This window comes from Streptomyces sp. NPDC091416, assembly GCF_044756845.1.
Lineage (GTDB): Bacteria > Actinomycetota > Actinomycetes > Streptomycetales > Streptomycetaceae > Streptomyces.
On the sequence record NZ_JBIVTU010000001.1, the window covers coordinates 1,453,857 to 1,478,818 of the forward strand.

The 24,962-nt window shown below is 71.4% G+C and carries 28 protein-coding genes; 12 read left to right on the forward strand and 16 right to left on the reverse strand.

What is annotated here, in order from left to right:
• Nucleotides 1–2: 2 nt before the first annotated feature.
• From ACIQMX_RS06595 to ACIQMX_RS06615, 5 genes are all read right to left on the reverse strand, one after another.
• A complete protein-coding gene (locus tag ACIQMX_RS06595; RefSeq protein ID WP_363073176.1) occupies nucleotides 3–464 on the reverse strand; it encodes a Fur family transcriptional regulator in 462 nt (153 codons plus the stop codon).
• A 75-nt stretch (nucleotides 465–539) separates the two neighbouring features.
• A complete protein-coding gene (locus ACIQMX_RS06600) occupies nucleotides 540–1,112 on the reverse strand; it encodes an FABP family protein (RefSeq protein ID WP_363073178.1) in 573 nt (190 codons plus the stop codon).
• A 267-nt stretch (nucleotides 1,113–1,379) separates the two neighbouring features.
• Entirely contained in the window at nucleotides 1,380–2,237 is an 858-nt protein-coding gene (locus tag ACIQMX_RS06605) for a hypothetical protein (protein WP_402475446.1), read from the reverse strand.
• On the reverse strand, nucleotides 2,234–3,004 hold the full coding sequence (locus ACIQMX_RS06610; RefSeq protein ID WP_402475622.1) for a hypothetical protein: 771 nt from the start codon (nucleotides 3,002–3,004) through the stop codon (nucleotides 2,234–2,236). Before ACIQMX_RS06610 ends, ACIQMX_RS06605 begins: the two co-directional genes overlap by 4 nt.
• 14 nt (nucleotides 3,005–3,018) lie before the next feature.
• Nucleotides 3,019–3,762, reverse strand: coding sequence for a hypothetical protein (locus ACIQMX_RS06615; protein ID WP_402475449.1), 744 nt, complete (start codon nucleotides 3,760–3,762; stop codon nucleotides 3,019–3,021).
• Between the two features lie 235 nt (nucleotides 3,763–3,997).
• Between ACIQMX_RS06615 and ACIQMX_RS06620 the strand changes: the two genes are divergently transcribed.
• Nucleotides 3,998–4,360: a DsrE family protein gene (locus ACIQMX_RS06620; protein WP_363073185.1), complete on the forward strand. Its 363-nt coding sequence runs from the start codon at nucleotides 3,998–4,000 to the stop codon at nucleotides 4,358–4,360.
• A gap of 43 nt (nucleotides 4,361–4,403) precedes the next feature.
• On the opposite strand, the gene ACIQMX_RS06625 is transcribed toward ACIQMX_RS06620, so the two are convergent.
• The 8 genes from ACIQMX_RS06625 to ACIQMX_RS06660 form a co-directional block, all read right to left on the reverse strand.
• Complete coding sequence (locus tag ACIQMX_RS06625; protein WP_363073187.1) at nucleotides 4,404–4,724, reverse strand: DUF3099 domain-containing protein; 321 nt, start codon at nucleotides 4,722–4,724, stop codon at nucleotides 4,404–4,406.
• Nucleotides 4,725–4,905: 181 nt separating this feature from the next.
• Nucleotides 4,906–5,193, reverse strand: coding sequence for a DUF1416 domain-containing protein (locus ACIQMX_RS06630; protein ID WP_018490348.1), 288 nt, complete (start codon nucleotides 5,191–5,193; stop codon nucleotides 4,906–4,908).
• A 50-nt stretch (nucleotides 5,194–5,243) separates the two neighbouring features.
• Entirely contained in the window at nucleotides 5,244–6,089 is an 846-nt protein-coding gene (locus tag ACIQMX_RS06635; RefSeq protein WP_363073189.1) for a sulfurtransferase, read from the reverse strand.
• A 170-nt stretch (nucleotides 6,090–6,259) separates the two neighbouring features.
• Complete coding sequence (locus ACIQMX_RS06640) at nucleotides 6,260–6,367, reverse strand: putative leader peptide (RefSeq protein ID WP_363073191.1); 108 nt, start codon at nucleotides 6,365–6,367, stop codon at nucleotides 6,260–6,262.
• Nucleotides 6,368–6,603: 236 nt separating this feature from the next.
• The gene (locus tag ACIQMX_RS06645) at nucleotides 6,604–7,299 is read right to left on the reverse strand and encodes a DUF2993 domain-containing protein (RefSeq protein WP_363073193.1); all 696 of its coding nucleotides are present in this window, start codon (nucleotides 7,297–7,299) and stop codon (nucleotides 6,604–6,606) included.
• 148 nt (nucleotides 7,300–7,447) lie between these two features.
• Nucleotides 7,448–8,890, reverse strand: a complete 1,443-nt coding sequence (locus ACIQMX_RS06650) for a hypothetical protein (protein ID WP_402475453.1) — start codon at nucleotides 8,888–8,890, stop codon at nucleotides 7,448–7,450.
• 10 nt (nucleotides 8,891–8,900) lie between these two features.
• Nucleotides 8,901–9,155, reverse strand: a complete 255-nt coding sequence (locus tag ACIQMX_RS06655) for a MoaD/ThiS family protein (RefSeq protein WP_363073197.1) — start codon at nucleotides 9,153–9,155, stop codon at nucleotides 8,901–8,903.
• A gap of 53 nt (nucleotides 9,156–9,208) precedes the next feature.
• The gene (locus tag ACIQMX_RS06660) at nucleotides 9,209–10,084 is read right to left on the reverse strand and encodes an alpha/beta hydrolase (protein ID WP_402475456.1); all 876 of its coding nucleotides are present in this window, start codon (nucleotides 10,082–10,084) and stop codon (nucleotides 9,209–9,211) included.
• A gap of 302 nt (nucleotides 10,085–10,386) precedes the next feature.
• On the opposite strand from ACIQMX_RS06660, the gene ACIQMX_RS06665 reads away from it, so the two are divergent.
• The 5 genes from ACIQMX_RS06665 (at nucleotide 10,387) to ACIQMX_RS06685 (ending at nucleotide 15,741) form a co-directional block, all read left to right on the forward strand.
• The gene (locus tag ACIQMX_RS06665) at nucleotides 10,387–11,190 is read left to right on the forward strand and encodes a response regulator transcription factor (protein WP_363073201.1); all 804 of its coding nucleotides are present in this window, start codon (nucleotides 10,387–10,389) and stop codon (nucleotides 11,188–11,190) included.
• Between the two features lie 24 nt (nucleotides 11,191–11,214).
• Nucleotides 11,215–12,264, forward strand: a complete 1,050-nt coding sequence (locus tag ACIQMX_RS06670; RefSeq protein WP_363073203.1) for a LacI family DNA-binding transcriptional regulator — start codon at nucleotides 11,215–11,217, stop codon at nucleotides 12,262–12,264.
• Between the two features lie 93 nt (nucleotides 12,265–12,357).
• Nucleotides 12,358–13,506, forward strand: a complete 1,149-nt coding sequence (locus ACIQMX_RS06675) for a trypsin-like peptidase domain-containing protein (RefSeq protein WP_402475460.1) — start codon at nucleotides 12,358–12,360, stop codon at nucleotides 13,504–13,506.
• A gap of 85 nt (nucleotides 13,507–13,591) precedes the next feature.
• Nucleotides 13,592–14,320, forward strand: a complete 729-nt coding sequence (locus ACIQMX_RS06680; RefSeq protein ID WP_363073207.1) for a response regulator transcription factor — start codon at nucleotides 13,592–13,594, stop codon at nucleotides 14,318–14,320.
• Nucleotides 14,317–15,741: a HAMP domain-containing sensor histidine kinase gene (locus tag ACIQMX_RS06685; RefSeq protein ID WP_363073209.1), complete on the forward strand. Its 1,425-nt coding sequence runs from the start codon at nucleotides 14,317–14,319 to the stop codon at nucleotides 15,739–15,741. Before ACIQMX_RS06680 ends, ACIQMX_RS06685 begins: the two co-directional genes overlap by 4 nt.
• An 11-nt stretch (nucleotides 15,742–15,752) precedes the next feature.
• Here ACIQMX_RS06685 and ACIQMX_RS06690 read toward each other — a convergent pair whose 3' ends face one another.
• The gene (locus tag ACIQMX_RS06690; protein WP_363073211.1) at nucleotides 15,753–16,331 is read right to left on the reverse strand and encodes a helix-turn-helix domain-containing protein; all 579 of its coding nucleotides are present in this window, start codon (nucleotides 16,329–16,331) and stop codon (nucleotides 15,753–15,755) included.
• A gap of 86 nt (nucleotides 16,332–16,417) precedes the next feature.
• Here ACIQMX_RS06690 and ACIQMX_RS06695 point away from each other — a divergent pair, with 86 nt between their 5' ends.
• Nucleotides 16,418–17,221: an alpha/beta fold hydrolase gene (locus ACIQMX_RS06695; protein WP_402475465.1), complete on the forward strand. Its 804-nt coding sequence runs from the start codon at nucleotides 16,418–16,420 to the stop codon at nucleotides 17,219–17,221.
• A gap of 9 nt (nucleotides 17,222–17,230) precedes the next feature.
• On the opposite strand, the gene ACIQMX_RS06700 is transcribed toward ACIQMX_RS06695, so the two are convergent.
• Both ACIQMX_RS06700 and ACIQMX_RS06705 read right to left on the reverse strand, forming a co-directional pair.
• Nucleotides 17,231–18,124, reverse strand: coding sequence for a phosphatidylinositol-specific phospholipase C (locus ACIQMX_RS06700; protein ID WP_363073214.1), 894 nt, complete (start codon nucleotides 18,122–18,124; stop codon nucleotides 17,231–17,233).
• Between the two features lie 181 nt (nucleotides 18,125–18,305).
• On the reverse strand, nucleotides 18,306–20,156 hold the full coding sequence (locus ACIQMX_RS06705; RefSeq protein WP_402475468.1) for a bifunctional metallophosphatase/5'-nucleotidase: 1,851 nt from the start codon (nucleotides 20,154–20,156) through the stop codon (nucleotides 18,306–18,308).
• Between the two features lie 207 nt (nucleotides 20,157–20,363).
• On the opposite strand from ACIQMX_RS06705, the gene ACIQMX_RS06710 reads away from it, so the two are divergent.
• The 5 genes from ACIQMX_RS06710 (at nucleotide 20,364) to ACIQMX_RS06730 (ending at nucleotide 24,844) form a co-directional block, all read left to right on the forward strand.
• On the forward strand, nucleotides 20,364–21,434 hold the full coding sequence (locus tag ACIQMX_RS06710; protein ID WP_402475471.1) for a YhcG family protein: 1,071 nt from the start codon (nucleotides 20,364–20,366) through the stop codon (nucleotides 21,432–21,434).
• Nucleotides 21,435–21,491: 57 nt separating this feature from the next.
• Nucleotides 21,492–22,430, forward strand: a complete 939-nt coding sequence (mshD, locus tag ACIQMX_RS06715) for a mycothiol synthase (protein ID WP_363073220.1) — start codon at nucleotides 21,492–21,494, stop codon at nucleotides 22,428–22,430.
• 91 nt (nucleotides 22,431–22,521) lie between these two features.
• Nucleotides 22,522–22,932 (forward strand): GntR family transcriptional regulator, encoded by a 411-nt coding sequence (locus ACIQMX_RS06720; protein WP_363073222.1) that lies wholly within the window; start codon nucleotides 22,522–22,524, stop codon nucleotides 22,930–22,932.
• Entirely contained in the window at nucleotides 22,929–23,834 is a 906-nt protein-coding gene (locus tag ACIQMX_RS06725) for an ABC transporter ATP-binding protein (RefSeq protein ID WP_363073224.1), read from the forward strand. The genes ACIQMX_RS06720 and ACIQMX_RS06725 overlap by 4 nt, the downstream gene beginning before the upstream one ends.
• Nucleotides 23,831–24,844, forward strand: coding sequence for an ABC transporter permease (locus tag ACIQMX_RS06730; RefSeq protein WP_402475474.1), 1,014 nt, complete (start codon nucleotides 23,831–23,833; stop codon nucleotides 24,842–24,844). The genes ACIQMX_RS06725 and ACIQMX_RS06730 overlap by 4 nt, the downstream gene beginning before the upstream one ends.
• Nucleotides 24,845–24,962: the final 118 nt, after the last annotated feature.

Genomic DNA, 24,962 nt, shown 5'->3' on the forward strand with positions numbered 1-24,962 from the left:
GTCTACGGCTGGGGCCCGTCGGCCGGACCGGTCACCGCTCCGGCCGCCTTCGCCGTGCAGTCGGCGCAGCGGCCGAAGATCGCGAAGTGCTTCATGTCCGTCTCGAAGCCGAACGTGCCGCGCAGCTTCTCGGTGAACTCGGCGACGACGTCGACATCGGCCTCGATGACGTTCGTACAGTCCCGGCAGACCAGATGGATGTGGTGGTGGCGGTCGGCCAGGTGGTACGTCGGGGCGCCGTGGCCCAGATGGGCGTGGCTGACCAGCTCCAGCTCCTCGAGGAGCTCCAGGGTCCGGTACACGGTGGAGATGTTCACTCCGGACGCGGTCCGGCGCACCTCGGACAGGATGTCGTCGGGCGTCGCGTGCTCCAGCGTGTCCACGGCTTCCAGGACAAGCTGCCGCTGCGGCGTCAGCCGGTAGCCGCGCTGCCGAAGATCGGTCTTCCAGTCGGTGCTCACCACAGGCTCCAGTGTAGATCCGGGCCGGCCCGTAACCCGGCGGTCCGCCGGAAAAGCGCCTCGTGGACTCCTCGTGGGCTACTTGAAGAACGCGATCCCGTCGTCCGGCAGATCGCCGAGGCTCTTCGCCATCGCCGCGACCTCTTCCGGGGTGACGACCTTCTTCAGGTGCGCCGACATGTACGGCCGCAGCTCGACCTCGGGCGTGGCCTTCTCGCCCACCCACATGAGGTCGCTCTTCACATAGCCGTAGAGCCGCTTGCCACCGCTGTACGGGCCGGAGGCCGCCGTCCGGGCCACCGCGTCGGTGACCAGGTCGATCTGCGGCTTCTGGTGGGCCAGCTCGCCGTACCAGATCTCGATGACGCCCTGGTCGCGGACCATGACGACCTCGACCTTGCGGTCCTTGTCGATGCGCCAGTAGCCGGACTCGGACTCCAGCGGCCTGACCTTGTTGCCCTCGGCGTCGAGCACCCAGGAGTGCGAGACGTACTCCAGGAAGTCGCGTCCGTCGTGGCGGAAGGAGACCTCCTGGCCGAAGTTGCACTTCTCGGCGCCGGGGAAGTCGGACACCCCCGCACCCGTCCAGTTGCCCAGCAGGAAGGCCAGCGGGACGAGGTCCGGGTGGAGGTCGGACGGGATCTCGATCATGAACGGCTCAATCGATCTGTGAGGCGGAAGGCGGGAGGCAGGGGCGCCGGATGAGGAAGGGGGTTCAGCGCTGACCCTGGTACAGCTTCTTCACGGTCAAGCCGGCGAAGGCGAGAACGCCGACGCAGACCAGGACCAGCAGGGCGGAGAAGAATGCCTCAAGCACGGGGGCTCCTTGAACGAGCGGTATGGCGGCAGTACAGGGCCGGGCCCCAGCCTAATGGGTGGGGTCCCGGCCCGCCGGTTCGGGGCGTGCCGCGGGGCGGGTCAGCCCAGCAGCTGGTTCTGCAGGATCACGGTCTGGTGGAAGGGCACGCGCGGCGTTCCGCCGCTTCCCTTGCGGGACTGGACGATCAGGGCGACGGTGTCGCCGGCGGCCAGATAGCTCTGCCGGACCTGGGCCGCGCCGAACGGCTTCGCTTCGGCGAACACGTGTGCCGTCGTTCCCGCCACCTTCCCGTCGCCCGACCACGACTCGTCGAGATCGGCGTCGGCCGCACCGGCCAGCGGATCGCCGGCCGACCCTCCGATGTAACGGTCGTCGAGGAACGCCTGGGCGAAACCCGTCGAGTTGAACCGGAGCAGATAGACCCGGCTCGACGTGCCGTCCGGCATGGTCCAGCCGCGCGCCGCGATGTGGCGCAGCCCCCCGTCGCGCAGCGTGGCGGCGATGTCGCTCCGGTTCTCCTCCTCGTACTCGGACACGAACTGCCGGGTACTCACCCAGCCGCCCGCCAGCTTCTTGTCCACCGTGGCTCCGGCCGGGGCCGGGAGCAGCAGGGCGCGCAGGTCGGCGTAGTGGATCTCGGCCGTGTTGTCCTCGTTGAAGGGGCGCGGCCTGCCCGCCGGCAGGGCGGGCAGGCTCAGCCGGGGGTAGTCCCAGCGGCCGTCGCTCTCCGTGGCGAGGCCCGGTACGTCGGTGCGTTCCATCGCGGTGATCTCGTACGCGGTACCGGCACCGACCCCGCAGAGCACCAGCACGGCGACGGTCCACCGGGACACGGCCCGCAGGATCCGGCGCGGGGGCCGGGACGAGGCGGGCGGAGCGGGCGGCAGCTGCGGGAGGGATGGGACCGCTGCGTCCGGTTCGATGACGGCGGCCGGTGCGGCCGTCTGCTCGCTCATACGTACTCCCCCGGGGACTTGATGTGGTCGAGCTGGTCCATCACCAGCAGGGCGGTGCCCGACGCGTCGAACGGCTCGGTCCCGCTCGCCGAGAAGCTGAGCAGCACCTCTCCGTCGTACGCGACGCAGTACACCGAGTCGAGCTCGCTCTTGTCCCTGGGCGCCCGGAAACACTTGGCGTTCTTCGTGTGGCCGGTGATCTTCGGCCCGTCCCTGAAGATGTCCACCGCGTCGAAGAGACCGGTCTGGAAGCGGTACATGTCCCGGACCGCCTTCCTGTCCTTCATCCGTACCAGCTGGGTGTCGACCACGAGGTCGTTCGCCTCCGCCGCGTACGACCGGACGGCGAGGCCCTGGATGTGCAGTCCGTCGATCCGCTTCGCCAGCTCCCGGCGCTGCTTGCCGGCCAGCCCGCGGCCGCTCTCCTTCATTTCCGCGGCGGCCGCCCGGCCGCTGAGCTCGCTGTCGTTGCCGAGCTCCCCGATGTCCGGACCGAGCCGGTAATCCTTCGGGACCGGCAGGAGCAGCTTGCTGAGCCCGGTGGACGCGCGGCCACGGGACACCTCCCCGGCCGGGTCCTTGCCTCCGCTGTTCACCGGCTTCTGCCAGAGCTTCGTCGCGGCCGTTCGGTCCGCGTGGTCAACGGTGATCTTCGTGTACGTCGCCGCACCGGCGACGGCGGCGAGCACCAGCACGACGGGGACCGCCGCGAGGACGATCCGGCGGGCCCTGCTCCTCGGCGCGGGTTCGGGCGCGGGCTCGGGCATGGTCAGGTCGTCGTTCACAGGCGCTCCAGCTGTCGCTCGGCCAGCGTCCGGATGTCCTTCTTGCTGATCGGCACGGTGTCGAACATGTTGATATCGACCATCACGTCGCCGTGGTGGAAGATCGCCCTGGCCCGGTACTGCGGCATGTAGCCGGCCTTCCGGGACACCTTGTAGAGGTAGTAGCGACCGCTGCCGCTGCCCTTGAGGGCATCGCCCTCGTTGCCCGCACCGTTGTCGTCCCCGGGCATGTACGCGCGCTGGTCCTCGGCGTGGTCGGCCGCCGGGGAGTCCGTACCCGAACGGAACTGCACCAGCCGGATGCCGGCCACGCGGTGCGCGCTCTTCTTCCAGGACGTGGCCGCGATGCGACGGATGTCGGCCGCCAGGAAATTGCCGTACATGTACGCCTCGTCCTTGAAGTCGAGTGCGTAGTCCTCGACCCCCATCCAGCCGTCCTGGACCGGCATCACGTCCTCGTTGTCGCTCCAGCCGGCCGGCCGGGGAACAAGCAGCTTGCGCAGGTCGCCGTCCGTACGGACCTGGCGGTCCTGCGACGCCGGCAGCGGGTCCGGCACCTGATCGGCGGGCAGTGCCTTCGCCGGGTAGGCGAGATCCGGCTGCGAGAGCGCGGCCGGCGGTGTCGGGGCGCGGTCGGCCTGCACGCCGTAGCCGAAGGCGGTGCCGGCCGCGAGGCCCAGGACCACGGCTGCGGCGATGATCAGCGTCGTACGGCCGCGCGGACGCCGCTTCGCAGTCACGAGCGGTGCGGGTGTCATAAGTGGTGCGGCCGCTTCCGGGGAAGCCGCTTCCGGAACCACCTGTTCCGGCGTCTCCACCTGCACGGGAGGCTCGGCCCGCTCGTCAGGATTGGTGTCTTTCGGGTTCAAATTGGGTCCCCCCACGAGACCTGAGGCGCAGATTCCGTTATCTGCGCACACCACTGACCCGCCGGGCCTCAACGAGGTTGTGCGAGCGGGGATTACAGTTCGGCATATGCCGAAGAAGCTCGTGATCAAGGTGACCGCAGGTGCCGACTCCGCCGAGCGCTGCTCCCAGGCGTTCACCGTCGCGGCGGTCGCCGTCGCCAGCGGCGTGGAGGTCTCGCTCTGGCTGACCGGGGAGTCCTCCTGGTTCGCGCTGCCGGGACGGGCCGCCGAGTTCGAACTGCCGCACGCGGCGCCGCTGCCGGATCTGATCGAGTCGATTCAGGCGGCCGGGCAGATCACGCTCTGCACCCAGTGCGCGGCCCGCCGCGACATCACCGAGCAGGACGTCCTGGAGGGCGTGCGGATCGCCGGCGCGCAGGTCTTCGTCAGCGAGATCATGGCCGACGGCGTCCAGGCGCTCGTCTACTGACCGGAGCGGGCACGGCGCGCGGGCGGAACCGGACGGGTCCTCGCTACGGGCGGCGCTTCTTCCCGTCGAGTTCGTCCCACCACGCGTCCGACTCCGGGTCGCCGGTCGCTTCTCCCTTGCCCGGACGGGCACGGGGACGGGACGGAGGCCGGGGCGGCGCGGCGGTGGGGTCGTCCCACCAGCGGTCCTCCGGCCCCTTCCGGTTGGCGACCATCGCCGCGACGGGCGGTATCACCATCGCGACCACGCACATCGCGATGGCGGCGGGCATCGACCAGAGCCTCACGAAGGCCCAGGCGGAGACGAAGAGGACGAGACAGATCCCCATCATCACGAAGTAGGCGCGCCGGCGTCGGCGGTACATGAATCCAGCGTAGGCCCGATCCGCCCGCCCGGCCGGTTCTGGAACGGCACCGGCTCCCCGCCCGGGCAGCACCGTTTCCCGCCCGGACGGCACGAAGGGCCGTACCCCGTTCACAGGAAGCGTCCAACCCCCTGGGGTACGGCCCTTCGGCCGGTCATCGGCAGCGCCGTGACAGTGATCGCTAGACGGCGATGGCCACCTCGGAGAGGCCGCCCGTCTGGGCCACGACCGTGCGGTCGGCGCTGCCGCCGGGGACGAGGGCGCGCAGCGTCCAGGTGCCCTCGGCCGCGTAGAAGCGGAACTGTCCGGTCGCCGAGGTCGGGACCTCGGCGGTGAACTCGCCGGTCGAGTCCAGCAGGCGGACGTAGCCGGTGACGGGCTCGCCGTCGCGGGTCACGCTGCCCTGGATGGTGGTCTCACCGGGCTTGATCGTCGAAGCGTCGGGGCCGCCGGCCTTTGCTCCACACATGGCGTTCTGTCCTTCTGGTCGAGGGGTCGTGCCGGTCCGGGTCGTACGGGTTACTTGTTGGCGCCGAGCTCGATCGGCACGCCCACGAGGGAGCCGTACTCGGTCCACGAACCGTCGTAGTTCTTGACGTTCTCCTGGCCGAGCAGCTGGTGCAGCACGAACCAGGTGAGCGCGGAGCGCTCACCGATGCGGCAGTAGGCGATGGTGTCCTTCGCCAGGTCGACCTGCTCGGCCTCGTAGAGGGCCTTGAGCTCGTCGTCCGACTTGAAGGTGCCGTCGTCGTTGGCGTTCTTCGACCACGGGATGTTGCGGGCGCTCGGCACGTGGCCGGGGCGCTGCGACTGCTCCTGCGGGAGGTGGGCCGGGGCGAGCAGCTTGCCGCTGAACTCGTCGGGCGAGCGCACGTCGACCAGGTTCTGGTTGCCGATGGCCTTCACGACGTCGTCGCGGTAGGCGCGGATCGACTCGTCCTGCGGCTGGGCCTTGTACTGCGTGGCCGGGCGGGACGGGATCTGGTCGCCGTCGACCAGGTCGCGGGAGTCGAGCTCCCACTTCTTGCGGCCGCCGTCGAGCAGGCGGACGTCCTGGTGGCCGTAGAGCTTGAAGTACCAGAACGCGTAGGACGCGAACCAGTTGTTGTTGCCGCCGTAGAGGACGACCGTGGTGTCGTTGCCGATGCCCTTCTTCGACAGCAGCTCCTCGAAGCCGGCCTGGTCGATGAAGTCACGGCGCACCGGGTCCTGGAGGTCCTTGGTCCAGTCGATCCGGATCGCGTTCTTGATGTGGTTCTTCTCGTACGCGGAGGTGTCCTCGTCGACCTCGACGAGGGCGACCTTCGGGTCGTCGATGTGGGCCTCGACCCAGTCGGCGTCTACCAGGACGTCACTGCGGCTCATTCTGTTCTCCTCCGGGGCAGTCTGCGGCGGGACGATGCGAGTGGTGCGCGATGGTGCGTGGTGATCCGGATGTACGCGGCGCGGGTTCGGCGCGTGCACGCGTGCCACGCGGGATGGCCCCGACGAGCGGTCGAAGGGCCGGGAATGCGGGAGAGTCCGACGGATCCCGCTCAGACAGTGCGACAGAGCATGGCGGCGACGCGGCACAGGTCCACTGCCCGCCGCTTCGTGAGATCCGCCTGTCCCCGCTGCGGGAGACCGCCAATAGAGCACTGCATGGAACCGATCGTAGGGACGTACGGGCGGCCATGTCACCGTTGTGTCGCATATTGAGACACGATCGTCCGATACGTGAGACTCAATCGGGGTCGCGGGCACTGCGGGACGGCCGCCCGGCCCACGCGGCACGTCGGGCATCTACGGAACGGACTCGGCTGTCTCAATATGTGGCGGCGCGGTCCGCCCCGGGGGCATGGCTCCGCCCAGGAACCCCTCTACCCGGCCGCACGGGGGGTTATCCGGCGAGGCGTACGTCGGAGCCCGTCACGGAGATCTCCAGCCCGTCGGCGGTCGGCTGGATCTTCTCCAGCTTCAGGCCGTTGGGCAGCTTGCCCACCTCGCGCTCGAAGTCGGTCTTCTCGCGCACGAGTCCTTCGAGCCCGGGAATGCCCTCGCCCGGCACCTTGTCCGCGTGCACCCGCACGGTGTGGCCGTCGACCAGGGTGACGGTGGACAGGACGCTGCGCGAGACCGTCCGGCCGACGACCGGGAGGACGACCGTGCCGGTCACCTTCACCTTGCCGTTGCCGCCGTACTCGACGACGACACCGTCGGCGGCGGCCTTCGTCAGGTCCTCGTACGAGATGACGGCCGTCCCGCTGGCCCGGGCCGCCGTGGCTCCGGAGAAGCCGTCGGTCAGCCGCACCTGGCGCAGTTCGGCCTCCATGCTGCTGATCCGGAGCACCCGGCCGCCGGCGGTCGCCTCGATCCCGGTGACCTTCACGTCGACCTCGTCGAGCTCCGATCCGGCGACCTGGGTCAGGAACGGGAAACCCCGGATGGAGACGTCCGTCGACCCGGTCCGCGCCCCGGAGACGACCACCCGGTCCGCCGCCTCCGACTCCGCGAAGTACACCGCCGCGCGGTCGACCGCGATGAACACCCCGGCCAGAACCACGACGACGATCAGCAGTATTCGCAGTGCACGCATGCCTGTCCTCCCCCGCGCCACATCCATCGGACCCCTGGCGCCCGTGAGCCTACTGCGGCCGCACGTCACGCCCCGGGTGATCGACGTGCGGAAGCCCCCCATCGGTTCCCCGTGGAGGGCTTCGGCAGGCCGGGCGACGCGGTACGGGCTAGGCGATCATGCGCCCGACCAGATAGACGGCCGGGGCGGCCGCGGTCAGCGGCAGGGCCACACCCGCCGTCATGTGGACGAAGCGTGACGGGTAGTCATAGCTCGCCACCCGCAGCCCGATCAGCGCACATCCGCCGGCCGCCAGGCCGAGCAGCGCGCCCTTGGCCCCCAGGTCGGTGACGGCACCTCCCACCGCGCCGGCACCCGCCGCGACGACGAGCGCCGCCACCACGGAGGCCGGTCCGGGCAGCGGCAGCGCGCGGACGAGCACCGCCGCGGCGACGGCCAGACCCCCGGCCGTCACGGCGTCCGGGACGGCCGCGAGGTGGCCGGTCGCGAGCACCGCGAGCGCGGCCGAGGCGACCGTCGCCATCAGCCCCTCCATCCGCTCATCGGCACCGGCCCGGCTGCGCAGCTGGAGCACGACGGTGAGCAGCACCCAGACGCCCAGGGTGCCCAGGATCGCGGCCGGACCGTTCTCCCGGCCGGCCGCGAGCAGCGCCACATCGGCGACGAGGCCGCCGGCGAAGGCGAGCGCGATGCCCTGCCGGGCCGGCCACATGCCGTTGAGCCGGAACCATCCCGCCGCGGTCACCGCCTGGAGCAGCACCAGCGGGACGACCAGGGCGTACTGGCCGACGGCCGCGCCGAGCGCGAGCAGCAGCCCGAGCCCCGCGGTGATCGCGGCCGGCTGCATCCCGGGCGCGATGATCGGCGACCGGCCCTCGGCGCGGGCGCGCTGGGCGTCGGTGATGCGGCTGTTGCCCAGGGTGGTCGGCGCGTTGTAGCCGTCCTCGCCCGGCGCGGGGGCCACGGGGGCCGGGCCGGGCGCGGCGGGCGCTGCCCGGGCCTCGGGGGGCAGCGGGTACGAGCCGGACGCGCCCGGCACCGGCGCCAGGTACGCGGTCTCCTCGGCGGCGGCCTGCACCGGAGCGGCGGGCTGCGCGGGAGCCACGGGCTGCGCAGGCCCGGCGGGGTCGGCGGGCCGGATCGTCGGCTGGTACTGCGTGTCCCAGGTCTGGCCCTCCCAGGTCTGGGTGACCCCCTGGTCCCCGGCCGGCCAGCCGGCCCCGGGCTGTGCCTGCGGGGCCTGCGGGGCCTGCGGGGCCTGCGGGGCCTGCGGGGCCTGCGGGGCGGGTGAACCCTGCTGCGGGTACCCGGCGGCCTGCTGGGGCGGGTGCGGGTCGTACCCGTGGGCCGGCGGCTGCTGCCCGTACGACGGGTCGGCGTATCCCTGCTCCGCGTACCCCTGAGCGGGGTACGCCTGCCCGCCGTACGGCGGGTTCGCGTACGAAGGGTCCCCGTACGGCGGATCCCCGTACGCGGGGTCCCCGTACGGCTGCGGTTGCTGCGGCTGCGGTTCCTGCCCGTACGGATACTGCGGCTGGGGATACGGCGGCTGCTGCTGCGGGTACGGCTGCTGCTGATCGCTGCTGCTCATGTTCTGCGGTTCACCCTCCTGCGAACGGCGGGAGCACCTCGACCGTGCCGCCCTCGGCAAGGCGTACGGTCTCATGGCTCCGGGTCCCGACGGGGTCGCCGTCGATGAGGAACGAGCACCTGCGCAGTACGCGGCTCAGCTCACCGGGGTGCCGTTCGCGTACCGCGTCGAGCGCCTCCTTGAGCGTCGCAGCGGTGTACGGCTCCTCCGCGGTTCCGGCCGCGGCCTTGGCAGCTGCCCAGTAGCGGATGGTTCCCGCGGGCATGGCGGCACTCCTCTCGTCTCGCGTCAGCTCACGCGTCGGCTGTCCATCATGGGTCACCGCGTCATCGCCCAGTCGGCGATGCGGGTGAGCAAGGTCTCGTCCGCCGCGTTCTCCGCGTGGCCCATGCCGGGCTCCAGCCACAGGTCGGCGGCCCCGCCCGCCGCGTCGGCGAGCATCCGCGGGTGGTCGAGCGGGAAGTACGGGTCCTGGTCGCCGTGCACGATCAGGAGCGGGGCCGGGGCGATCCGGCCGGCGGCCTCGACCGGGGACAGCGGGACCGGGTCCCAGTCGTTGCGGTCGATCCGGGTGCGGAAGCCGTACCGCCCGACGATCCGGCCCGTGGGGCGGGTGACCATCCAGTGCAGGCGGCGCATCGGGGCCGTCCCCCGGTAGTACCAGCGCGCTGGAGCGCTCACCGACACCACGGCGTCCGCGTGCGCCTCCCCGTGCGCTTCCGTGCGCCCCCCGGGCTCCCCCGCCGCTCCCGGGGCCGTATACAGCGCTCCGTGCCGAAGCACCACGGAACCGCCCATCGAGAACCCGGCCGTAACGATCCGCGTGTGTCCGAGCGACCGCGCCCAGGCCACGGCGGCCGCCAGATCGAGGACCTCGCGGTCCCCCACCGTGGACCGCCCGCCGGAACGTCCGTGCCCCCGGAACGAGAACGTGATCACCGCCGCACGCTGCGAGAACACCTCCGCGGCGCGCCGCACCGCCGGGCGGTCCGCCGAACCGGTGAATCCGTGCGCGACGACGATGGCGGTGGTGGCGCCGCCCGCCCCGGCGCGGGCGGCGCCATCTCCCGTACACGGGTCGTACACCGCCTCGATGAGGACCCCGTCATCGGCCCGCAACGCAGTCCGCGACGGACCGTGCGTGATCAAGGGAACAGAGGAACTTCGAAATCGCCCCTCGGACACAGAAGTCATGTGGGCTATTCTGCTGGGAAGAGGATCCGGGCAAAGCAGCCCCCGGGTCCTTTTGTGCTTTCCGCGCGTTGTTACGACGACGTTTCGACAAGCTCAGCGGCCCTGGGCGCGGGCCGCACGGGTAAAGGCCGTATGACGAAACGACGTACGACCGCACACGGAAAAAGCGTACGAAGCAGTGCCGCATACTCCCCCGGGTCCGACCCGGGAGTGCCCCTCTCGCAGGGAACGAGGAGGACCGACGTAATGGGCGAGCCAACCGTGCACGATCATCGACCGACGACCCAGGCAGGTGGGCGGCGATGAGTTCACTGCTGCTCCTGACGAATGCCCTCCAACCGTCGACGGAGGTGCTTCCCGCCCTCGGCCTCCTGCTGCACAGCGTGCGGGTGGCTCCCGCCGAAGGACCCGCTCTCGTCGACACCCCCGGTGCCGACGTCATCCTCGTCGACGGACGGCGCGATCTGCCGCAGGTCCGCTCACTCTGCCAGCTGCTGCGGTCCACCGGACCCGGCTGTCCGCTGATCCTCGTCGTCACCGAGGGCGGCCTCGCGGCCGTCACCGCGGACTGGGGCATCGACGACGTGCTGCTGGACACGGCGGGCCCCGCCGAGGTCGAGGCGCGACTGCGGCTGGCCACCGGCCGGCAGCAGATCACGGCCGACGACTCCCCGATGGAGATCCGCAACGGTGATCTCTCGGTGGACGAGGCCACGTACAGCGCGAAGCTCAAGGGCCGCGTCCTGGACCTGACCTTCAAGGAATTCGAACTGCTCAAGTACCTGGCGCAGCACCCGGGCCGGGTCTTCACCCGCGCCCAGCTGCTCCAGGAGGTCTGGGGCTACGACTACTTCGGCGGTACCCGGACGGTCGACGTCCACGTACGGCGGCTGCGCGCCAAGCTCGGTCCCGAGCACGAGTCGCTCATCGGCACCGTCCGCAACGTGGGCTACCGCTTCGTCGCGCCGGAGAAGGTCGAGCGCGCCGCCGCCGAGGAGGCGAAGTCGGCGGCCGCGAAGGCGACCGCCGAAACCCTCACCCGTTCGGAGCAGCCGGAGGCAGCCGGGGTCACGGAAGAAGCCCCGGTCCGGCCTGCCGGGAAGTAGTTCCATCCGCGTAGACTGCCGCGCGTGGCCAAGGTGACGCGGGACGATGTGGCGAGACTGGCGGGGACGTCGACCGCAGTGGTCAGTTACGTCATCAACAACGGACCCCGGCCGGTCGCCCCGGCCACGCGCGAGCGGGTACTCGCCGCGATCAAGGAGCTGGGCTACCGGCCCGACCGGGTCGCCCAGGCGATGGCCTCGCGGCGGACCGACCTCATAGGGATGATCGTGCCGGACGCCCGGCAGCCGTTCTTCGCGGAGATGGCGCACGCGGTCGAACAGGCCGCCGCCGAGCGCGGGAAAATGGTGCTCGTCGGCAACTCCGACTACCGGGACGAGCGCGAGGTCCACTACCTGCGTGCCTTCCTCGGCATGCGCGTCTCCGGGCTGATCCTGGTCAGCCAGGGCCCCAGCGAGCGCGCGGCGGCGGAGATAGAGGCGTGGGACGCCCGGGTCGTGCTGCTGCACGAGCGGCCCGAGGCGATCGACGACGTCGCGGTCGTCACGGACGACGTCGGCGGCGCCCAGCTCGCCACCCGCCACCTGCTGGAGCACGGCAACGCGTACGTCGCGTGCCTGGGCGGCATGGAGTCGACCCCGTCCGTCGGCGACCCGGTCGCCGACCACGTCGAGGGCTGGCGCCGGGCCATGCACGAGTCGGGCCGCTCGACCGAGGGCCGGCTCTTCCAGTCCCCGTACAACCGTTACGACGCCTACCAGGTGGCCCTGGGACTCCTCGCGGGCCCCGACCGTCCGCCGGCGATCTTCTGCACGACGGACGACCAGGCCATCGGGGTGCTGCGGGCCGCGCGCGAGCTGCGGATCGACGTGCCCGGTGAGCTCGCGGTGGCGGGCTTCGACGACGTGAAGGAAGCCGGCCTGACGGACCCGCCGCTGACGACGGTGTTCTCCGACCGTCCGGCGATGGCGCGGGCCGCGGTCGACCTGGTGCTGGACGACTCGCTGCGGGTGTCCGGCTCACGGCGTGAGCGGCTGAAGCAGTTCCCGTCGGCCCTGGTGGTCCGGCGCTCCTGCGGCTGCGGCGAGCCGCCGACGGCCCGGGTGCTCGGCTGACGGACCGGCCTTTATATCGGGCATACGAGCTTCTGCCGGGCTTCTCAGGGCACACTCAGGGTCCTCTCATGTTCGCTGGACAGGCTCGTAGACATGACAGAGAGCCAGCGCCCGAGCGGCGAGTACCCGATGTACCCCTCGTACGGCAACGGAGAGGCGGCCTACCCGCCGCCGCCGTCATACCAGCCCGTCCAGCCGGCCGCCCCGGACCCCGGCACCGCCGTGTGGCCCGCTCCCGGCACGGCCGACGCGTACGCCGGCGGTGCGGGCCACGGCGGCGGGGGCGCCCACGGGCTGCCGCAGCCGGCGCCCGAACCGTCCGCGTCGCGCCGCCGGGTCCGCCGGCCCGTCGCGCTCCTCGCGGCGGTGGCCATCGCGGCCGCGATCGTCGGTGGCGGTACCGCCACCGTGATCGGCCGGCTCACGGACGGCACCACCACCTCCACGGCCGGCAGCGTCATCCCGGGCACCACCGTCTCGCAGAGCAGCAAGGGCACCGTCTCCGGCGTCGCCGCGGCGCTCTCGCCGACGATCGTCGAGATCGGCGCGACCTCGACCGCGGGCCAGTCCACCGGTTCCGGCGTCGTCATCACGTCGGACGGCGAAATCGTCACCAACAACCACGTCATCGCCGGCGCCTCGTCCATCAAGGTCACGCTGAGCACCGGCAAGACGTACGACGCCGAGGTCCTCGGCACCGACGCCGACAAGGACCTCGCCCTGATCAAGCTCCAGGGCGCCAGTGGTCTGAAGACGGCCACGCTCGGCGACTCCTCCCAGGTCGCCGTCGGCGACCAGGTCGTCGCGATCGGCTCGCCCGAGGGCCTGACCGGCACGGTCACCAGCGGCATCGTGTCCGCGCTCGACCGCGACGTCACGGTGGCCAAGGACAGCGACAGCGGCAGCGGCCAGGAGCAGAACCAGGGACAGGGCCGGGGCCAGGGCGGCGGGCAGCAGTGGCCCTTCGAGTTCGGCGGACAGCAGTTCAACGGCGACACCGGCGACTCCACCACCACGTACAAGGCCATCCAGACCGACGCCTCGCTGAACCCGGGCAACTCCGGTGGCGCGCTGATCAACATGAACGGCGAGATCATCGGCATCAACTCGGCGATGTACTCGGCCAGTTCGTCGAGCGGTTCCAGCAGCGCCGCCGCGGGCAGCGTCGGCCTCGGCTTCGCCATCCCGGTGAACACCCTCAAGGCCGACCTCGACACGCTGCGGGCCGGCAACGGCTCCTGACCGCGCGGTGCGGCACGGCCCGGCGGCGCGCGGCTGAGAAACTGGGGCCGCCCCGGCCCGTACGGAACGAGAAGAGGACGAAGCGATGAGCCCCGCCGAAGACGATCCGCAGCGCATCCTGATCGTCGACGACGAGCCCGCCGTGCGCGAGGCCCTGCAGCGCAGCCTCGCGTTCGAGGGGTACGGCACCGAGGTCGCCGTCGACGGTCTCGACGCCCTCACGAAGGCCGAGGTGTACGACCCCGACCTCATCGTCCTCGACATCCAGATGCCACGGATGGACGGGCTGACCGCCGCCCGCCGCATCCGTGCCACGGGCGCCACCACGCCCATCCTGATGCTCACCGCCCGTGACACCGTCGGCGACCGCGTCACCGGTCTCGACGCGGGCGCCGACGACTACCTGGTCAAGCCCTTCGAGCTGGACGAGCTCTTCGCCCGCATCCGGGCCCTGCTGCGCCGCAGTTCGTACGCGGCCGCGGCGGGCCCCGTCCCCGACGACAACGTCCTGGCCTTCGCCGACCTGCGCATGGACCTCGCGACCCGCGAGGTCATGCGCGGCACCCGCCACGTGGAACTGACCCGTACCGAGTTCACCCTCCTGGAGATGTTCCTGGCGCACCCGCGCCAGGTGCTGACCCGCGAGCAGATCCTCAAGGCGGTCTGGGGCTTCGACTTCGAACCGAGCTCCAACTCCCTGGACGTGTACGTGATGTACCTGCGCCGCAAGACGGAGGCGGGCGGCGAACCCCGCCTGGTCCACACGGTCCGCGGCGTGGGATACGCGCTGCGCTCGGGCGGGGGCGAGGGATGACCGGCCCGCTCCGGCGGATCCGCGCCCTGCCGCTGCGCTCCCGGCTGGCGCTGCTGGTCGCGACCGCGGTGGCGGTGGCGGTGGCGGCGGTGGCGGTGGCGTGCTGGTTCGTGACGAAGGCGCAGCTGGAGCATCAGCAGGACACGTCGCTGCGGAACACCACGGTCGACGGGCGCTACCTGACCTCCCTGTACTCGTACTGCCTGGGCACCGGACAGCAACTGCCCCGTACCGACTCCGGGCTCACCGTTCAGCTCATCGACGCCCAGGGAACGGTCTGCACCGACCCGGAGTCGGCGGCGCTTCCGGTGACCGTGTCCGACCTCGCCGTGGTCAGTGGTGAGCAGCCGTCGGCCCTGCACACGTCGACCGACGCGGACGGCGTGAGGATGCGCGTGTTCACGAAGCCGGGCGAGGTGAAAGGCGTCGGCCAGCCCTCCCTGAAGATCGGCATCTCGTTCGCCCGCCCCCTGAGCGAGATCGACCGGCCCCTCACCACCCTCGCCTGGGTCCTCCTCCTCGTCTCCGGCATCGGCGTCATCGGCGCCGGCGCCGCCGGGCTCTGGGTGGCCCGTTCCGGCCTGCGCCCCGTCGACGAGCTCACCGAGGCGGTCGAACACGTCGCCCGCACCGAGGACCTGACGGTCCGCATCCCGGTGGAGGGCGAGGACGAGATCGCCCGCCTCTCCCGGTCGTTCAACTCGATGACCGCCTCGCTCGCCACCTCCCGCGACCGTCAGGCGCAGCTCATCGCGGACGCCGGCCACGAACTCCGCACCCCGCTGACCTCGCTCCGCACCAATGTCGAACTCCTCGCCCGGAGCGACGAGACCGGCCGGGCCATCCCGCCGGACGACCGCCGGGCGCTGATGACGTCGGTGAAGGCCCAGATGACGGAGCTGGCCTCGCTCATCGGCGACCTCCAGGAACTCGCCCGCCCCGACGCGGCGGACCCCGGTCCGCTCCAGGTCGTCGCGCTCCACGACATCGCCCGCACCGCACTGCAACGAGCCCGTCTGCGCGGCCCCGAGCTGACCATCACGGCCGAGCTGGCCCCCTGGTACGTACGGGCCGAACCGGCCTCCCTGGAGCGGGCGGTCGTCAACGTCCTGGACAACGCGGTGAAGTTCAGCCCGCGCGGCGGCACGATCGACGTCGTGCTGCACCGGGGCGAGCTGACGGTCCGCGACCACGGTCCCGGCATCCCCGCCGACGAGCTCCCCCACGTCTTCGAACGCTTCTGGCGCTCACCGTCCGCCCGCCAGCTGCCCGGCTCGGGCCTCGGCCTGTCGATCGTGGCGCGTACGGTCCAGCAGGCGGGCGGCGAGATCGGCCTGCGCCCGGCGGAGGGCGGCGGCACGGAAGCGATGATCCGGCTGCCGGGAGCGCCGCAGCCACCGCCGGAGCCGCCGCAGGGGTAGCGGCGGCAGCCCTACGCCCCCTCCAGCCGCCCCGCCAGCGCCCGCAGCCCCGCCGCGATCTCGCGGGCATCGGGGGCCTCCTCCGGGTCGGTCAGCCACTGGATCATCACGCCGCTCATCAGCGCGAGCTGCACCGACCCGAGCCCCCGCACCTCCTCCTCGGCGACCTCCGCCTCCGGCACCCCGGCCAGCTGGGCCGCCACCCCCCGGCGGCCCTCGCGCTGGCCGGCGGCCAGGAGGGCCAGCAGGTCCGGTGAGCTCTGGGCGTGCACGAAGGCCTCCACCGAGGCGATCCACAGCCAGCGGTCGGTTCGGTACGAGGCGATCTCCCGCGTCCACAGGGCCGCGTACCGCTCGGCTGCCGTACCGCCGCCCCCCGCCCCGGACTCCGTACCGCCCGCCCGGCCCCACTCGTCGAGTGCCGTGAACAGCGCCTGGTTGAGCAGGGCCTCGCGGGAGCCGAAGTGGTAGCCGATCGCCGCCATCGAGACCCGGGAGGCGGTGGCGATGTCGCGCACGGTGGTGCGGAGATAGCCCTTCTCCTCCAGGCAGCGCCTCGCTCCGGCCAGCAGATCCTCACGGTTTCCCATGCCCGGGATCGTACGGCCCATCTTTTGGGCAAGCGATCTATACAAACGTATTGCGCACACGATCTATACAGACGTACAGTCACGTCATGACCACCCACCAGCACACCGCACGCCGACGTGAACTGACCCTCGACGGCCGCCGCCTCTCCTACCTCGACCACGGCCCCGCCAACGGCCGCCCGCTCCTGGCCCTGCACGGCCATCTCTCCGAGGGCTCCTCCTTCGACGACCTGGCCGGCGAGCTCGGCCCCGAATGGCGGGTCATCGCCCCCGACCAGCGCGGCCACGGCGACTCCGACCGGGCGGACGACTACAGCCGGGCGGGCTACGTCCTGGACCTGACCACCCTGCTCGACCACCTGGGCACCGGCCCGGTCGTCGCTCTCGGGCACTCGCTCGGCGGCATCAACGCGCTGCACCTCGCCGCCGCCCGGCCCGCCGCCGTCGCCGCTCTCGTCAACATCGACGCCGCGGTCGACCTGCCGCACCAGGACCCCGGCCCGCTGGCCTTCCTCGCGGACTTCCCGTACACCGCGCCCACCCGGGAACAACTGATCGCCGCCTGCGGCCCGGTGGGCCCGATGGTGGGGCCCCTGCTGAGGCCACTGCCGGACGGCGACGGCTGGCGGCTGCCGTTCCACCCGCAGGACACGCTCGACTCCGAGCGGCAGGTGCACGGCGACCACTGGGCGCAGTGGCTGGCGAGCGACTGCCCCGCGCTGGTGGTCAACGGCCGCACCAGCCAGGCACTCCCCGCCGAGCAGGCCGCCGCGATGGCGTCGCGCCGCCCGCGCACCTCGCTCGTCACGCTGGAGACCGACCACTTCGTCCAGCTCCAGGACCCGAAGGGATGCGCGCGGGCGGTACGGGAGTTCCTGGCGGGCCTGTGACTTCCCGTCTCAGGAAGCCGGGTTGTGCCGGATCAACGACTCCACCAGCCCCGACCGCGTGGCCGGGAAGTCCAGCGGGACGATACCGAGCCCGGTCCAGCCGGACGCCTGCGAGGAGTCGAGGAACGACTGCACCTGCGGGTTGAGCCGGTCCGCGTTCCAGCGGGGCGGCAGCAGGGCCGCGGTGCTCACGTAGTTCATGAACAGCTTGCCCGGCTGCTCCGCCGCCCGGCGGAACTGGGCCTCGATCTTCGGGTACTTGGCGAACGGCTCCGCCATGTAGTCGTCCTGGATGTCGAACAGCCCCGGATCGGCGTACCGCACCCCGGGCAGGCCCCCGTTGTCGGCGAGCAGCACCACCTTGCCGCGCGCCCCGCCCAGCGTCGGCAGCGCGGAGTCGATGCGGAACAGCGGGCGCCAGCCCCGGTTGTCGAGGTAGTCGTCGAAGACCGCGCGGAACGCGGCGTCGCTCTCCTCCGAGTACTCCTGCTTGACCCGCATCAGCACCGTCTCGGTGGGCCGCTGGGCGAGGAAGTCCCGGCAGGCGCCGAGCACATCGCCGAACATCAGGTTCTGGTACGAGGCCCCGTGGTGGATCGCGAACGAGCCACCGGTGATCCGGCAACGTACGTCCAGGAAGCGCACCCCGCTGTTCAGCTGCTCCGCGATCGTCGTGTTCTGGCATTCGGTCCAGGGGCCACCGTAGCGGGCGCCGGAGTCGTGCGAACCGGGAATCGTCAGCCGCTGGAGCGCGGTGGCGTCCGCGATGCCACGCATCCAGTCCTGCACGGTGAGTGCCTGCCGGGCCTCGGCGCGCGCGGGCGCCGTGCCGACGAGGGCCGTGGCGGAAACGGCGAGCGCTCCGGCCAGGAAGTGTCTGCGGTTCGTGGTGTACGGGCTCATGCGAGAACGCCTCCGGGTGCCGTGTGGGGTCAGCCAGCCTGGGATCGGCCCCCGGATTATGACCCGTACACATCACTCACGGAACAGGGCGTACGCCTCGGGTGCGGCGCGGGAACGACGGATGCGCGGGCCGGGGCCGCTGGCCCCCACCCGCGCATCATGCCGGTGTCGTACGCCGGAACTACTGGACGATCGTGATCCGGTCCGTCGCCGGCGGGGCCAGCGGCGCCGCGGCCGTGGAGTGCGCGGCCAGGTAGGCGTTGAACAGGTCCAGGTCGGAGGCGCCGACCAGCTTGTCGGTGCCCGCGCCGAGGGCCGCGAAGCCGTCGCCGCCGCCCGCCAGGAACTCGTTCATCGCGACCCGGTAGGACGCGGCCGGATCGATCGCCTCACCGTTCAGCCTGATGGTGCCGGTGACCACGCGGTCCGCGCCCGACTTCGTCATGTCCAGGGTGTAGGTCAGCCCCTCGGACACCTGGAGGATCTTCGGGCTGGCCTCGTTCGAGCCGCTGACCTGCTGCTGGAGCGCGGCGACCAGCTGCGCGCCGGTCAGGTCGACGACGTTCATCATGTTGGTGAACGGCTGCACGGTGAACGACTCGCCGTACGTCACGACGCCGTCGCCCTCACTGCCCGACGCCTTGTACACCAGGTCGGAACGGATGCCGCCCGGGTTCATGAACGCGACGACCGCCCCGCCCTTGTCCGCCGGGGCCAGACCCTCCAGCTGCGCGTCGGCGATCAGGTTGCCGAGCGGCTTCTCGGGGGCCGTGGAACCGCGGCCGTTGATGTCGGCGGAGATGAAGCCCTGCGGCCGGTTGGCGATCGGCGCCGCGAGGGTGTTCCAGCGGGCGATCAGGGCCGTCATGTCGGTGGCCTTGGCCTGGTCCCGGGTGACGACGTGGTTCGCCGAGACCGGGTTCGCGGGCGCGGGGCGGTGCTTCGAGGACGTCTTCACCGCGGTGCGCACGATGTCCTTGGTGCGGCGGTCGTACGTCAGCGTCGTGTCCGTGTACAGCTTGCCGAACGACGAGGCCGAGGTGACCAGGCGCGGGTTGCCCGCCGGGTCCGGGATCGTGCACACGTACGCCTGGTGGGTGTGGCCCGTCACCAGTGCGTCGACCTTCGGCGAGATGCCCTTGGCGATCTCGGTGATCGGCCCGGAGATCCCGTCACCCGCGGCCGGGCTGTCGCAGTCGTAGTTGTACGAGGACGAGGCCGGGGCGCCACCCTCGTGGATCAGCGCGACGATGGACTTCACGCCCTGCCGGTCCAGCTCCTTGGCGTACTTGTTGACCGTCTCGATCTCGTCGTGGAACTTCAGGCCCTTGACGCCGTTGGCCGTCACGATGTTCGGCGTGCCCTCCAGGGTCACCCCGATGAAGCCGATCTTGACGCCGTTCTTCTTCCACACCGTGTACGGCTTGAGGATCGGCCTGCCGGTCTTCTCGTCCGTCACATTGGCCGCCAGGTACGGGAAGTCGGCGCCCTGGAACTTCTTGCCCTGCTCGTAGCACCCCTCGACCGGGTGACAGCCGCCGTTCTGGAGGCGGGCCAGCTCGGTGGCGCCCTCGTCGAACTCGTGGTTGCCGACGGTCGTCACATCGAGGTCGATCTTGTTGAGCGCCTCGATGGTCGGCTCGTCGTGGAAGAGGCCCGACAGCAGCGGGCTCGCCCCGACCATGTCCCCGCCGGCCGCGGTGATGGAGTACGGGTGACCCTTGCGCGCGGCACGCAGCGAGGAGGCGAGGTACTCCACGCCTCCGGCCGGGACGGCCTTCGTCGTGCCGTCGGCCTGCGTCTCGGTGACCGTACCGGCCGAACCGGCCGGCGGCTCCAGGTTGCCGTGCAGGTCGTTGAAGGACAGCAGTTGCACGTCGACGGTCCGGGCCGGCGCGTGGTGGCCGTGCCCCCTGCCGTGCCCGTGTGCGCCGGCCGGCATGGCGGCGACCAGCGCGCCGACGGTGGCCAGACCGGCTGCGGCGGCAAGCACCCGCCGGGACGCGCGGTTCTTCTGCGGTGTCGCTGACATCGGTCCCCTTGTGAGTTCAGCGGTGGTGTGAGCGTGTGACAAGTCTGGAGACTGCGTGCCGCAGCCTAGGGTCAACGCGCGTAGCGCGACAGGTGTTCGGGGTTACGAATAGGTTGCCGTCCGAGCAGAACGGGGCCATTCACTCATATGGCTTACATATGTGAGCAGAAACGTCACCGCCTGCATCACGGGCGCAAATCTGTACGCATGGACAGCACCACCACACCGAGGGCGGTCGTCCCCGCCCAACAGCCCCCCGGACTGCCAGCCGGCTTTCACGAGATGATCGACGACCTGAAGTCGATCGTGCGGGGCGCGCATGTGCGCGCACAGCTCAAGGTGAACACCGCGATGCTCCAGATGTACTGGGAGATCGGGCGGACGATCCTGGAGCGGCAGCGCGGGGAGAAGTGGGGTACGAAGGTCATCGACCGGATCGCCACCGAACTGCGGACGGCGTTCCCGAACCAGCGGGGTTTCAGCACGCGCAATCTTCAGTACATGCAGCAGCTGGCTCGAACATGGGTCGAACCATTTGCGCAGCAAGCTGCTGCACAAATGCCCTGGGGGCATCTCCAGCTCCTCATGGACAAATGCAAGACCCCCTTCGAGCGGGACTTCTATGCTCAGCACGCCGTCCACCACGGCTGGTCCCGCGACTACCTGGGCTCGATGATCCACACGCAGTTGCACCTCGCCGAAGGCGCCGCGGCCAACAACTTCGACGTCACGCTGCCCGCCGGCTCCGACGCCGTGAAGCAGATCTTCAAGGATCCGTACCGTCTCGACTTCACCGAGCTGGAGGGACGTCCCGCCGAGCGCGATCTGGAGGACGCCCTCGTCGCCAACCTGATCCGCTTCCTCACCGAGCTGGGGGTCGGTTTCGCCTTCGTCGGACGCCAGTACCCCATCGTCGTGGGCGACAGCGAGTACCGCATCGACCTGCTCTTCTACCACTGCAAGCTGCACTGCTACGTCGTCCTGGAGCTCAAGACCCGCAAGGCCCATCCCGAGCACTTCGGACAGCTCGGCTTCTACGTCTCGGTGGTCGACGACCTGGTCCGGGACAAGGAGCGCGACGAGCCCACCCTCGGCATCCTCATCGCCGAGAGCCGCGATCGCGCCATGGTCGAGTACACCCTGCGCGGATACAACACACCCCTGGCCGTCAGCACGTACGCCGGGCTGCCCGACCGGGTACGCGAACTGCTGCCCGCCGCCGAGGACCTCTCCCGCATCGCGGACGGCGTGCTGAACCCGCCGGAGCCCGACAGCTGAGCGTGGAGGAGCACGCGCACCCCTCGTTCGCACCCCACCCGCCGTACGCTCGTACACATGACGACTGACGTACCCCTCCCCGCCCCCGGACGCGAGATCCAGACGCTCGACACCCTCTCCCCCGACCAGGCGACCGCCGTCTCCGAGCTGCTCGCCGAGGCCGCGCAGTCCGACGGCAGGCAGGCCGTTTCCGAGCAGGGACGGCTGCAGTTGCGGGGCGGGCACCGGGAAGGCGTACGGCACTTCCTGCTGACCGCGGGCGGCACGCTGGTCGGGTACGCGCAGCTGGAGGACACCGACCCCGTGGAGGCTCCGGCCGCCGAGCTGGTCGTGCACCCGTCGCACCGCGGGCACGGGCACGGGCGGGCGCTCGGGGCGGCCCTGCTCGCCGCGACCGGCAAGCGGCTGCGGGTCTGGGCGCACGGCGGCAAGTCCGCCGCACGCCACCTCGCGCAGGTGCTCGGGCTCTCGCTCTTCCGGGAACTGCGCCAGCTGCGCCGCCCGTTGAGCCCGCTGAACATCGCCGAGCCGACGCTGCCGCCGGGCGTCACCGTCCGCACGTTCGTGCCGGGCGAGGACGACGCCGCCTGGCTCGCCGTGAACAGCGCCGCCTTTGCGCACCACCCCGAGCAGGGCTCGCTGACCCAGCGCGACCTGGACGACCGCAAGGCCGAGCCCTGGTTCGATCCGAAGGGGTTCTTCCTCGCCGAACGCGGAACGGACGACGGCGGCTCCGAGTTGATCGGCTTCCACTGGACGAAGGTGCACGCCGAGGAGCAGCTCGGCGAGGTCTACGTGGTCGGCATCCGGCCCGACGCGCAGGGCGGCGGCCTGGGCAAGGCGCTCACCGCGACCGGGCTGCGCCACCTCGCCTCCGAAGGGCTGCCCACCGCGATGCTCTACGTCGACGCGGACAACACGGCGGCCGTGTCCGTCTACGAGCGGATGGGCTTCACCACGCACGAGGTCGACCTGATGTACCGCACGGAGTCCTGAGCCGCCGTCAGGAGCAGGAGGGGCGGCGTCCCTTGACGCCGCCCCTTTCTTACGCCACCCTTTCACTACTCAATTAGTGAAAGGGGTGAACATGGCACAGTCCGCAGCGGTCGAGTTCCGCATCGACCGGCGCAGCGGCGTCGCCACGTACCTCCAGATCGTCCAGCAGACCAAACACGCCCTGCGGCTGGGGCTGCTGGAGCCCGGCGACCGGCTGCCCACCGCACGCGAGGTCGTGGAGGCCACCGCCATCAACCCGAACACCGTGCTGAAGGCGTACCGCGAGCTGGAGCGCGAGGGTCTCGTCGAGGCGCGGCGCGGCCTCGGCACCTTCGTCACCCGGGCTCTCGGCGGCGCGGCGGCGGCCGACGACGCCCCGCTGCGCGCCGAGCTCGCCGACTGGGCCGGCCGGGCCCGCGCCGCCGGCCTGGACAGGGACGACGTGAGCGCGCTCTTCACCGCCGTACTGGACAAGACGTTCGAGGGGGATCACACCGGATGACAGGCGCTGCGATCGAGGCCGTGGACCTCGGCATGACATATCGGGGCAGAGGCGGTGGCCGGGTGCTGCGTGACTGCTCGTTCCGGCTGCCCGCCGGGCGCGTGTGCGCGCTCGTCGGGCCCAACGGGGCCGGCAAGTCCACCCTGCTGGGCATCGCCGCGGGGTTCCTGCGGCCGGCCGAGGGAACGGTACGGGTGCTGGGGACATCGCCCGCCGAAGCCCGCGCCCGGATGGCCTTTGTGGCCCAGGACAAGCCGCTGTACCCGCAGTTGACGGTCACCGAGACGCTCTGGGCGGGCGCCGAACTGAACCCCGCCACATGGGACCAGGACACCGCCGAACGCATCGCGGACCCGCTCCCCGGCGGCGCGAGGGTCCGCACCCTGTCGGGCGGCCAGCGCACCCGGCTCGCCCTGGCCCTCGCGCTGGGCAAGCGGCCCGAACTGCTGCTCCTGGACGAGCCGATGGCCGACCTCGACCCCCTGGCGCGGCACCAGCTGATGGGCGCGCTGATGGCGGAGTCCGCCGAGCACGGCACGACCATCGTGATGTCCTCGCACATCCTCACCGAGCTGGAGGGCGCCTGCGACTACCTGCTCCTCGTCGACGGGGGCCGCATCCGCCTCGGCGGTGAGACGGACGACCTGATCGCCGCGCACACCCTGCTCACCGGCCCGGCGGGCGACCTCGCCCCGCACACCGTGGTCGAGTCCCGCACCACGGGGCGGCAGCTGACCGCGCTCGTCAGGAGGGAGGGCCCGGTGGACACGTCCGCCGGCTGGGAGACCGCCGAGCCCTCGCTGGAGGAGCTGCTGCTGGCCCACCTGCGCTCGCCCGACGCGCCCCCACTGCTCACGCCGAGCGCGGACACCCGGACCCGTGAGGCGGTGAGCGCCGCATGAGCACGATCACGACAACCACACCGCCGCGCTCCGCCCCGTCCGGCGCCGGCCTGCGCGGCCCCGTCCGCGTCCTCGTCCTCCAGCACCGCCGCGCCCTGTGGACCGCGGGGGCGCTCGCACTGGCCGGAGTCGTTCTGCTGACCGCGTCCGTGTGGTGGAACTCCGGCACGGCGGACACGTACGCGGACACCGGGTGCTCGTACCCGGACACCTCCCCGCGCTGCCTCGCAGCGCTCGACGACGTCCTCAGCCATCAGGCGTGGCTCAGGGATGTGCTGCGCTACGTGGGCACCGCCATGATGGTGCTGCCCGCAGCCATCGGCGTGTTCGTCGCCGGTCCGATGATCGGCCGGGAGCTGGAGAGCGGCACCTACCGGCTGGCCTGGTCCCAGTCCGTCTCCCCGACCCGCTGGCTCCTCGCCAAGCTCACCGTTCCGGCGGCGATCACGGTGGTGGCGGTGCCGGTGCTCTCGGCTGTGTACGCCTGGTGCCGGACCTCCCCCGACACCGACCGCGTGGCCTGGTACGACACCAGCGCGTACGCCGCGACGGGCACCCTGCCCACGGCCTCGGCCCTGCTCGCCATCGCCATCGGCGCGCTCGCCGCGCTGCTGGTGCGCCGCACGCTCCTCGCCATGAGCATCACGGCCCTGGCCTACGGGGCGGTGGCGCTCACGCTCGGCGCCGTACGCAGCAGCCTGTGGCCGGTCCGTACGGTGATCACGCCGCTGAACGCCACACCGGCCGACCTCCCGGGCGGCACCCTGTTCGTCGGCAGCGGGCTGATGACGGGAGAACAGCGGCTGCCGGGCGAGACCTGCTATCAGGACCCCGTACCCGAGGTGGTGGACCGCTGCCTTGCCGACCACCACATCACCGGCATCTACACCGACTTCCACCCGGCCTCCCATTTCTGGCCGCTCCAGCTCGTCGCAACCGGCATCGTCCTCGTCCTCGCCGCCGCAGCCGTCGCGCTCGCCTTCCGCGTCCTGCGCCGCCGCCACGCCTGAGCGACGACCGGCCGTACCCGGGGCCTCGGGACCCCCGGGTACGGCCACACCGCTTCCTGCATGTCATGTCGCCGTTACCGGGCATTCAGACGCCCTTGCGACCCTCTCAGGATGCAGC

What these genes read in the sequence shown, in the direction of transcription:
- ACIQMX_RS06600 (WP_363073178.1), bottom strand. Translation starts at nt 1,112, where the DNA reads ATGATCGAGATCCCGTCCGACCTCCACCCGGACCTCGTCCCGCTGGCC.
- ACIQMX_RS06605 (WP_402475446.1), bottom strand. Translation starts at nt 2,237, where the DNA reads ATGAGCGAGCAGACGGCCGCACCGGCCGCCGTCATCGAACCGGACGCA.
- ACIQMX_RS06610 (WP_402475622.1), bottom strand. Translation starts at nt 3,004, where the DNA reads ATGCCCGAGCCCGCGCCCGAACCCGCGCCGAGGAGCAGGGCCCGCCGG.
- ACIQMX_RS06620 (WP_363073185.1), top strand. Translation starts at nt 3,998, where the DNA reads ATGCCGAAGAAGCTCGTGATCAAGGTGACCGCAGGTGCCGACTCCGCC.
- ACIQMX_RS06625 (WP_363073187.1), bottom strand. Translation starts at nt 4,724, where the DNA reads ATGTACCGCCGACGCCGGCGCGCCTACTTCGTGATGATGGGGATCTGT.
- ACIQMX_RS06630 (WP_018490348.1), bottom strand. Translation starts at nt 5,193, where the DNA reads ATGTGTGGAGCAAAGGCCGGCGGCCCCGACGCTTCGACGATCAAGCCC.
- ACIQMX_RS06635 (WP_363073189.1), bottom strand. Translation starts at nt 6,089, where the DNA reads ATGAGCCGCAGTGACGTCCTGGTAGACGCCGACTGGGTCGAGGCCCAC.
- ACIQMX_RS06640 (WP_363073191.1), bottom strand. Translation starts at nt 6,367, where the DNA reads ATGCAGTGCTCTATTGGCGGTCTCCCGCAGCGGGGACAGGCGGATCTC.
- ACIQMX_RS06645 (WP_363073193.1), bottom strand. Translation starts at nt 7,299, where the DNA reads ATGCGTGCACTGCGAATACTGCTGATCGTCGTCGTGGTTCTGGCCGGG.
- ACIQMX_RS06650 (WP_402475453.1), bottom strand. Translation starts at nt 8,890, where the DNA reads ATGAGCAGCAGCGATCAGCAGCAGCCGTACCCGCAGCAGCAGCCGCCG.
- ACIQMX_RS06655 (WP_363073197.1), bottom strand. Translation starts at nt 9,155, where the DNA reads ATGCCCGCGGGAACCATCCGCTACTGGGCAGCTGCCAAGGCCGCGGCC.
- ACIQMX_RS06660 (WP_402475456.1), bottom strand. Translation starts at nt 10,084, where the DNA reads ATGACTTCTGTGTCCGAGGGGCGATTTCGAAGTTCCTCTGTTCCCTTG.
- ACIQMX_RS06665 (WP_363073201.1), top strand. Translation starts at nt 10,387, where the DNA reads ATGAGTTCACTGCTGCTCCTGACGAATGCCCTCCAACCGTCGACGGAG.
- ACIQMX_RS06675 (WP_402475460.1), top strand. Translation starts at nt 12,358, where the DNA reads ATGACAGAGAGCCAGCGCCCGAGCGGCGAGTACCCGATGTACCCCTCG.
- ACIQMX_RS06680 (WP_363073207.1), top strand. Translation starts at nt 13,592, where the DNA reads ATGAGCCCCGCCGAAGACGATCCGCAGCGCATCCTGATCGTCGACGAC.
- ACIQMX_RS06685 (WP_363073209.1), top strand. Translation starts at nt 14,317, where the DNA reads ATGACCGGCCCGCTCCGGCGGATCCGCGCCCTGCCGCTGCGCTCCCGG.
- ACIQMX_RS06690 (WP_363073211.1), bottom strand. Translation starts at nt 16,331, where the DNA reads ATGGGAAACCGTGAGGATCTGCTGGCCGGAGCGAGGCGCTGCCTGGAG.
- ACIQMX_RS06695 (WP_402475465.1), top strand. Translation starts at nt 16,418, where the DNA reads ATGACCACCCACCAGCACACCGCACGCCGACGTGAACTGACCCTCGAC.
- ACIQMX_RS06700 (WP_363073214.1), bottom strand. Translation starts at nt 18,124, where the DNA reads ATGAGCCCGTACACCACGAACCGCAGACACTTCCTGGCCGGAGCGCTC.
- ACIQMX_RS06705 (WP_402475468.1), bottom strand. Translation starts at nt 20,156, where the DNA reads ATGTCAGCGACACCGCAGAAGAACCGCGCGTCCCGGCGGGTGCTTGCC.
- ACIQMX_RS06710 (WP_402475471.1), top strand. Translation starts at nt 20,364, where the DNA reads ATGGACAGCACCACCACACCGAGGGCGGTCGTCCCCGCCCAACAGCCC.
- mshD (WP_363073220.1), top strand. Translation starts at nt 21,492, where the DNA reads ATGACGACTGACGTACCCCTCCCCGCCCCCGGACGCGAGATCCAGACG.
- ACIQMX_RS06720 (WP_363073222.1), top strand. Translation starts at nt 22,522, where the DNA reads ATGGCACAGTCCGCAGCGGTCGAGTTCCGCATCGACCGGCGCAGCGGC.
- ACIQMX_RS06725 (WP_363073224.1), top strand. Translation starts at nt 22,929, where the DNA reads ATGACAGGCGCTGCGATCGAGGCCGTGGACCTCGGCATGACATATCGG.
- ACIQMX_RS06730 (WP_402475474.1), top strand. Translation starts at nt 23,831, where the DNA reads ATGAGCACGATCACGACAACCACACCGCCGCGCTCCGCCCCGTCCGGC.